Origin of the sequence: Streptomyces sp. C, from assembly GCF_000158895.1 — a bacterium.
Classification (GTDB): Bacteria; Actinomycetota; Actinomycetes; order Streptomycetales; family Streptomycetaceae; genus Streptomyces; species Streptomyces racemochromogenes.
This window is the reverse complement of sequence record NZ_GG657750.1, coordinates 6586686-6593847: the sequence shown is the minus strand read 5'-3', so window position 1 is coordinate 6593847 and position 7162 is coordinate 6586686. Positions and strand designations below refer to the sequence as shown.

6 protein-coding genes and 1 riboswitch are annotated in these 7162 nt (G+C 71.5%); of the genes, 1 reads left to right on the top strand and 5 read right to left on the bottom strand.

All coding sequences use genetic code 11. The annotated features are described in order from the left end of the window. Window positions 1-25 precede the first annotated feature (25 nt). From SSNG_RS29590 to SSNG_RS29580, 3 genes are all read right to left on the bottom strand, one after another. On the bottom strand, window positions 26-1219 hold the full coding sequence (locus SSNG_RS29590) for an MBL fold metallo-hydrolase (protein ID WP_007267612.1): 1194 nt from the start codon (window positions 1217-1219) through the stop codon (window positions 26-28). Between the two features lie 182 nt (window positions 1220-1401). Further along, entirely contained in the window at window positions 1402-2187 is a 786-nt protein-coding gene (locus SSNG_RS29585) for an SGNH/GDSL hydrolase family protein (RefSeq protein WP_007267611.1), read from the bottom strand. Window positions 2188-2350: 163 nt separating this feature from the next. Further along, window positions 2351-3370, bottom strand: coding sequence for a M23 family metallopeptidase (locus SSNG_RS29580; RefSeq protein ID WP_007267610.1), 1020 nt, complete (start codon window positions 3368-3370; stop codon window positions 2351-2353). A gap of 4 nt (window positions 3371-3374) precedes the next feature. Further along, window positions 3375-3577: riboswitch (cyclic di-AMP (ydaO/yuaA leader) on the bottom strand. A 332-nt stretch (window positions 3578-3909) separates the two neighbouring features. Here SSNG_RS29580 and SSNG_RS29575 point away from each other — a divergent pair. Beyond that, window positions 3910-4677, top strand: coding sequence for a tyrosine-protein phosphatase (locus SSNG_RS29575; protein ID WP_128637568.1), 768 nt, complete (start codon window positions 3910-3912; stop codon window positions 4675-4677). A gap of 52 nt (window positions 4678-4729) precedes the next feature. On the opposite strand, the gene SSNG_RS29570 is transcribed toward SSNG_RS29575, so the two are convergent. Both SSNG_RS29570 and hpnH read right to left on the bottom strand, forming a co-directional pair. Continuing rightward, window positions 4730-6133, bottom strand: coding sequence for an aspartate aminotransferase family protein (locus SSNG_RS29570; protein WP_007267607.1), 1404 nt, complete (start codon window positions 6131-6133; stop codon window positions 4730-4732). Then, the gene (hpnH, locus tag SSNG_RS29565; protein WP_007267606.1) at window positions 6130-7161 is read right to left on the bottom strand and encodes an adenosyl-hopene transferase HpnH; all 1032 of its coding nucleotides are present in this window, start codon (window positions 7159-7161) and stop codon (window positions 6130-6132) included. The genes SSNG_RS29570 and hpnH overlap by 4 nt, the downstream gene beginning before the upstream one ends. Window position 7162 lies beyond the last annotated feature (1 nt).

Below are 7162 nucleotides of genomic sequence, written 5' to 3'. Positions count from 1 at the left end.
CCGACGGCCGTCTCGGTCTCCCGCGTCACCGCTCCCCGGCGAGGTCCAGGTCTGCGGCCCGGGTGTCGCTGCGCGGCAGGTCCTCCGGTGCCTGGGTGCGCCACGGGCGGGCGATGGGCGTGGACACCGGGCGCCACCAGCGCTCGACGGGCAGCGTGCCGGCGGGCTCGAAGGGTTCGCCGGGGCGCGGGGCGGCGACGCGCTGGTCCGCGTCCTCGGCGACGTCGAGGGTCCACTCGGCGGGCTCGGCCCAGGCGTGGAAGGCCAGGTTGAAGGTGCCCCAGTGGATCGGCAGCAACGTGCCTGCCGGGGCGCCGCCCTGGAGGTCGAGGTGGGCCCGCAGGCCCTCCTCGGGGGTCATGTGGATGTCGGGCCAGTACTCCGAGTACGCGCCGATCTGGATCATCGTGGCGTCGAACGGGCCGTGCTCGGCGCCGATTTCCTTGAAGCCCGGGAAGTAGCCGGTGTCTCCGCTGTGGAAGATCCGGTGCTCTCCGCTGCTGACGACCCAGGAGGCCCACAGGGTGAACTGCTGGTTGCGCAGGCCGCGCCCGCAGAAGTGCCGGGCGGGGGTGGCGGTGAGGGTGAGGCCCGCGACCTCGGTCGCCTCGTTCCAGTCGAGCTCGCGCAGCCGGTCCGGGGAGACGCCCCAGCGCTCCAGGTGCGCGCCGACGCCGAGCGGGACGGCGAAGACGGTGTCCGTGCGGGCCAGGGCCTTGATGGTGGGGAGGTCGAGGTGGTCGTAGTGGTCGTGGGAGATCACGACGACGTCGACGGAGCCCAGCGAGGCCAGCGGCACCGGGACGGGGTGGAGCCGCTTGGGCCCGGCGAAGGGGAAGGGGGAGCACCGGTCGCCCCAGACGGGGTCGAAGAGGACGCGGCGGCCGTCGATCTCCGCGAGGATGCTGGAGTGGCCCATCCAGGTCAGTCGGAGCCCGCTCGCCGGCGGCTTGGCCAGGTCGGCGAGGGTGGTCGGGTGGACGGGGATCGGCGCTTCGGGGCTGCGGCGGGCCCGCTGCTCCTTGTGGAAGTAGATCTTGGCGAACTCCGCCATCGATCCGGAAGGCCTGGTCCGGGCCCCCACCGGGTTCTGGAAGACGCCGTCGGCGAAGTTCGGCGAGCGCAGGATCCGCTCCAGCCGTGCGCCGGACGGGTCCGCGCCGAAGGCTTCGGGCCGCAGGGCGCGCAGCCGGGGACGCAGGGGAAGGGAGCCGGTCAAGGCGCCTCCTGGGAAGGTGCAGGACGGGACGGTCGAGGTCTACGACCATCCCAACGCACACCGGCTCCGGAGGATTCCGCCGCGCGGTGTCCGGGCCGCCGTGGCACCCGTCACCCTGCTGCCCGTCCCCCGCTGCCCGTCCCCCGCTCCCCGTCCGCCGCTCTCCCTCCCCCGCGCGTCCGCTACAGCGGCAGCAGGTCCGGGCGCTTGGCCTCGACGTGGTCGCCGGAGGACTCGCCGCGCAGCCGGCGGCCGATCCACGGGACGAGGTGCTCGCGCGCCCACTGGATGTTGTCGCGGGTCACGTCGACCGAGCCGCGCGGCGGGACGGGCGGCCAGGGCTGGTCCGGGTCGGCCGGCACCTCGTAGCCGAGGACCTGTGCGGCGCGCAGCGCGACGCGCGTGTGGCCCTCGGGCGAGAGGTGGAGCCGGTCGTCGTCCCACGCCCGGCGGTCCTGGACGGTCTTGAGGGACCACAGGTCGAGCACGGGGCAGTCGTAGCGGTCGGCGATGGCGCGGACGTGGACGTTGTACGTCGCGATCTTGCCCCGCAGGTGCCTGAGGACCGGCACGCCCCGCGTGTCGAAGCCGGTGGTGATCATCACGAGGCCCACGGAGGCCTTGAGGTCGGCCAGGGCCGCCTCGAACCGCTCCGCGACGTCGTCCGGGTCGCTGCCGGGGCGGATGATGTCGTTGCCGCCCGCGCAGAAGGTGACGAGGTCGGGTGCGAGCTCCTTGGCTCTGGGGACCTGGTCGGCCACGATCTGGTCGAGTACTTTGCCGCGCACGGCCAGATTCGCGTACCGGAAGTCGTGCTCGTCGCGCCGATCGGCCAGGAGCACGGCGAGGCGGTCCGCCCAGCCGAGGTAGGAATCCCCGGGTCCCGGGTCTCCCACGCCTTCGGTGAAGCTGTCCCCGATCGCCGCGTACGAGCCGATGGTCTTCAGTGTCGTCTTCGTCGCTGCCACAGGACAGCATCCTTCACCTTGGCAACCAACCTACGCCAACGTAATGAGGGGTTGACGGGCCGTGATCTATACCACGCGGGGGATAAGGAATAAGTACACGCGGGGCCGGGACCCCCCTCGGGTCCCGGCTCCGCGCGCGTTCTCGTGCCGACGGCGGGTGCCGTCAGATGCTCACGCCCTTGGACCGGAGGTAGGCGAGCGGGTCGATGTCCGAGCCGTAGGACGGGCCGGTGCGGATCTCGAAGTGGAGGTGCGGGCCGGTCACGTTGCCGGTCGCGCCGGAGAGGCCGATGGTCTGGCCGCCGGTGACGCTCTGGCCCACGGAGACGGAGAGCGAGGAGAGGTGGCCGTACTGGGAGTACTTGCCGTCGGCGTGCTTGATGACGACCTCGTTGCCGTACGCGCCGCCCCAGCCTGCGGAAACCACGGTGCCCGCGCCGACGGCCCGGATGGTGGTGCCGGTGCTCGCGATGAAGTCGACGCCGGTGTGGTAGCCGGAGGACCACATGGCGCCGCTCGTGCGGTACTGGGTGGAGACGCCGCCGCTGACGGGGGCGGTGAAGCCGGACGCGGCGGCCGGCGCGGCGGGCGCGGCGGCCTTCTCGCTCTTGGCGGCGGCGCCGGAGCCCTGGGCTGCCGCGCCGCCGGAGGTGCGGCCGGCCGTTCCGGCGGTGGTCTTGCCCGCGGCCTTCGGCGCCCGGGCCTTGCCGCCCAGGTCCTCGGGTGCGGCCGGAGCCTTGCTGGAGGATCCCTCGACCGGGGGCGCAGGGGTCTTCGGGGCGGGGGCCGCGTCCTGGCCGCCGACGAGGTTCAGCTTCAGGCCCGGGTGGATGAGGGAGGGGTCGGTGCCGACGGCCTCGCGGTTGTCGGCGTACAGCTGCTCCCAGCCGCCCTCGATGTGGCGCTCGGCGGCGATCTTGGAGAGGTAGTCGCCCGGCACGACCGTGTAGACGGCGGGCGCGGCGGCCGTCGGCGCGGTGGCGGGGGTCGCGGAGCGGAGGGCCTCCGGGGCCTGCGCGCTCTGGGCGGGCACGGACGCGGCCGGGGCGGAGGCCGGGGCGGCGTTGGCGCCGGTGGCACCCATCAGCGGGAGCGCGAGGGCCGCTCCGCCGGTTCCGGCGACGGCGAAGCCACGGGATATCGAACGGGACTTCGGACGGCGGTGCTTACCCTTTCCGGGCATGGCGAATTCCTCTCCGGCGCCTGCGAGGTGAGCTGTCGGGTTCGGACTGGAGATGTCCGGCCGTACGTGCGGTGCACGGGTTCGGCTTCACCCCTAGCTGCGCCGGAAATGATCCGGAACAGCGGCCTACCTGGTTCCCCCGCTCCTGCCGCGCGCGATGGTCGGGTGCGGTTCCCGGGCGGCGGCAGGATTAGGCGGTCCACCCGGATCGATCGCGAAGGTAATCGAGCGGGGCGCCGGTCAACAAGCCGCGAATTCCCTGACGGATTCGCAGATATGGGGGACCGGCGGAATTCCGGTCACCCTGCGTCCATTCCGCACCATCAACAACCGCTCTCACAAGGCAATTCGGTTCCCGCGATCAGGCACGCACGGTCACCGTATGATCTGGCTCACGGGGCCGGGCCCGATCTCGCCTCCACATATGGCAAGTTGTTCCCAACCGGACCAATTCGGACACCACGGACCCACGCGGAGGAGTACACGTGACCCAGCAGATACCCCAGCCCCTTCCGGCCGGACCCGAACGCGGCACGGAGATGACGGGAGTGCGCAACTTCCGTGACGTGGGCGGGTTGCCGACCACGGACGGACGGAGGGTCAGGCCGGGACGACTGTTTCGAAGCGGACATCTGGCGCATGCCACCGAAACCGATACAGAGTTCCTCGCCTCGCTGGGGCTGCACACCGTCTTCGACTTCCGCAACGGAGCGGACCACGCGCTGGAGGGCCCGGACGTCGAACTGCCAGGTGTGCGCAACGTGAACATCCCGCTGACGGATCCGGCCGACGGCCGGGAGTTCTGGAAGATGGTCCGCGACGGCGAGCTCGAACAGCTCCGGGGCCTCCTGGGCGAGGGCCGGGCCGCCGCCCGCATGACGGACTCGTACCGCACGATCATCCGCACCCGCACCGCCGAACACAGCCGCGTCGTGCACGCGCTCGCGCTGGACAGCGTGCCGGCGCTGATGCACTGCGCCGCCGGGAAGGACCGGGCCGGGCTGTCGGTGGCGGTGACCCTGCTCGCGCTGGGCGTGGAGCGCGAGGCGATCATGGCGGACTACCTGGAGTCCAACGTCCCGCACAACCGCTACCGGGTGCGCCGGGGCAGCGACGCGCCCGAGGCCCGCTCCCCCGAGGTGATGGAGCTGCTGGCGCCGCTGTTCGACGCCCGCGCGGAGTACCTGCTCTCGGCCTTCGCGGTCATCGACGAGCAGTGGGGCGGGGTGGAGCGCTACCTCGCCGAGGGGCTCTCGCTCGCGCCCGAGTCCCTGGACCGGCTGCGGGACCGGCTCCTGGAGGGCTGACCCCGGACGGCCGGAGGGGGCCCGTCCGGGCCCCCTCCGGCGCCGTCGCGCCTCAGCGGTTGCCGACCGCCTGCTTCACCAGGGTCCGGCCGAAGTCCCACATCAGGGCGCCCCCGCCGTGCGCCTCGTCCATGACCTCCTGGAAGGCTCCGACGAAGCGCTCCACGTCCGCCTCGTCCACGACGAGCGGCGGGATCAGCTTGATGACCTCCAGGTGGTCCCCGGAGACCTGGGTGAGGATCCGGTGCCTGCGCAGCAGCGGCACCACGACCATCTGCGCGAACAGGCCCTTGCGGGCCGCCTGGAGCATCGCCCACCGGCTGCGCAGCCCGAGGGAGGAGGGCTTGCCGAACTCGATGCCGATCATCAGTCCGCGCCCGCGCACCTCGTGCAGCAGCTCGTACCGGTCCACGAGCGCCGTCAGGCGTCCGCGCAGCAGGTCGCCCATGGCCCGGGCGTTGGCCACCACCTGCTCGTCCTCCATGACGGACAGGACCGCGAGGCCCGCCGCCATCGCCTGGGCGTTGGAGCCGAAGCTGGCGGAGTGCACCAGCACCCGGTCCATGGACGAGTAGACCTTCTGGAAGATCCAGTCCCTTCCCAGGGTCGCGCCGACGGGCACGTACCCGCCGGAGAGGGCCTTGGCCACGCACACCAGGTCCGGTTCCACGCCCGGCTCGTGCTGGTACGCGTAGAAATCTCCGGTCCGCCCGAGGCCGGTCTGCACCTCGTCGGCGATGAGCAGGGCCTTGTGCCGGTGCAGCAGCTCCTGCGCGGCGCGCAGGAATCCGGGCGGGGCGGCGTGCACTCCCTTGCCCTGGACCGGCTCGACCACGAAGGCGGCCACGTCCCCGCGCGCGAGTTCGCGTTCCAGGGCCGCGAGGTCCCCGAGGGCGATCTTGGTGTCGGGGAGCAGCGGGGCGAACCCGTCGCGGAAGCCGCCTTCGCCGTTGACCGACAGGGAGCCGGTGGTCAGCCCGTGGAAGGCGTGGTCGCAGTAGAGGATCCTGGGCCGCCCGGTGGCGCAGCGGGCGAACTTCAGGGCGGTCTCCACCGCCTCGGTGCCGCTGTTGCCGAAGAAGACCCGGTCGAGGTGCGGGCTGTACGACAGCAGCTTCTCGGCCAGCAGACCGGGCAGCGGCTGGCAGTCGAAGCGGGTGAGGTCGGCGAGCTGGGCGTCCAGGACGTCGTGCAGGGCCTGGCGGACGACCGGGTGGTGCCGGCCCAGGCCCATCACCCCGAAGCCGGCCAGCATGTCGAGGTAGTCGTTGCCCTCGGCGTCCCAGAAGTGGGCGCCCTCGGCCCGCTCGTAGACCTTGTCGAAGCCGATGGTGTGCAGCATGCGGGGCAGCTGGTGGTTGAGGTGGCGGGCGTGCAGCTCGTAGCGCTCCCCGCCGCGCTCGGCGAGCAGCGCGGCGAGGTCGAAGCCCCGCCGCGCTCCCTGTCCGCCGGTCATGCCGACGCGTCCCGGTTGCCCGCCACGGCCTCCCGGGCGGCGCGCAGGGACTCCTTGAGGGAGCCCATGGTGGCGAGGACGGCGGTGGGCTCGTAGCCGCAGTGCGCCATGCAGTTGGCGCAACGCGGGTCCTTGCCGCGGCCGTACTTGCTCCAGTCGGTCTCCTCGATGAGCTCCCGGTACGTGGGTACGTAGCCGTCGCTCATCAGGTAGCAGGGGCGCTGCCAGCCGAAGAGCGAGTAATTGGGAATGGCCCAGGCCGTGCAGGGGAAATCGGCCTTTCCTTCGAGGAAGTCGAGGAAGAGCGGGGAGTGGTTGAGCCGCCAGCGGCGCCGGTTGCCGCCGGCGAAGGCCTTCTTGAAGAGTTCCCGGGTCTGTTCGACGCCGAGGAAGTGTTCCTGGTCGGGTGCCTTTTCGTAGGCGTAGGCGGGCGAGATCATCATTTCGTCGACCTGGAGGTCGTCGTTGAGGAAGTTCAGCACCTCGATGATCGTCTGCGGGGTGTCGGTGTTGAAGAAGGTGGAGTTCGTGGTCACCCGGAATCCGCGGCGCTTCGCCTCCTTGATGGCGGCGACGGCCTCGTCGAAGACGCCTTCCTTCGCGACGGATTCGTCGTGGCGCTCGCGCAGTCCGTCGATGTGGACGGCGAAGGCGAAGTAGGGGGACGGGGTGAACTTCTCGATCTTCTTGCGGAGCAGCAGTGCGTTGGTGCAGAGGAACACATATTTCCGGCGGGCCACCAGCTGGCGCACGATCTCGTGGATCTGCGGGTGCATCAGGGGTTCGCCACCCGCGATGGAGACCATGGGCGCCCCGGATTCCAGGACCGCGCCGACCGCCTGGGCGACGGGCATGCGCTGCTTGAGCACTCCGGCCGGGTGCTGGATCTTCCCGCAGCCCTCGCAGGCGAGGTTGCAGGCGTAGAGCGGCTCCAGCTCGACGATCAGCGGGAACTTCTCGCGCTTGCGGAGCTTCTGTTCGAGAAGATAGGTCCCGACCCTGATGGACTGTCGCAGGGGCATGGCCATC

Bases quoted from the DNA above. Each gene is read 5' to 3' on its own strand.
- SSNG_RS29580 (WP_007267610.1), bottom strand. From the start codon at position 3,370: ATGCCCGGAAAGGGTAAGCACCGCCGTCCGAAGTCCCGTTCGATATCC.
- SSNG_RS29575 (WP_128637568.1), top strand. From the start codon at position 3,910: ATGACGGGAGTGCGCAACTTCCGTGACGTGGGCGGGTTGCCGACCACG.
- SSNG_RS29570 (WP_007267607.1), bottom strand. From the start codon at position 6,133: ATGACCGGCGGACAGGGAGCGCGGCGGGGCTTCGACCTCGCCGCGCTG.
- hpnH (WP_007267606.1), bottom strand. From the start codon at position 7,161: ATGGCCATGCCCCTGCGACAGTCCATCAGGGTCGGGACCTATCTTCTC.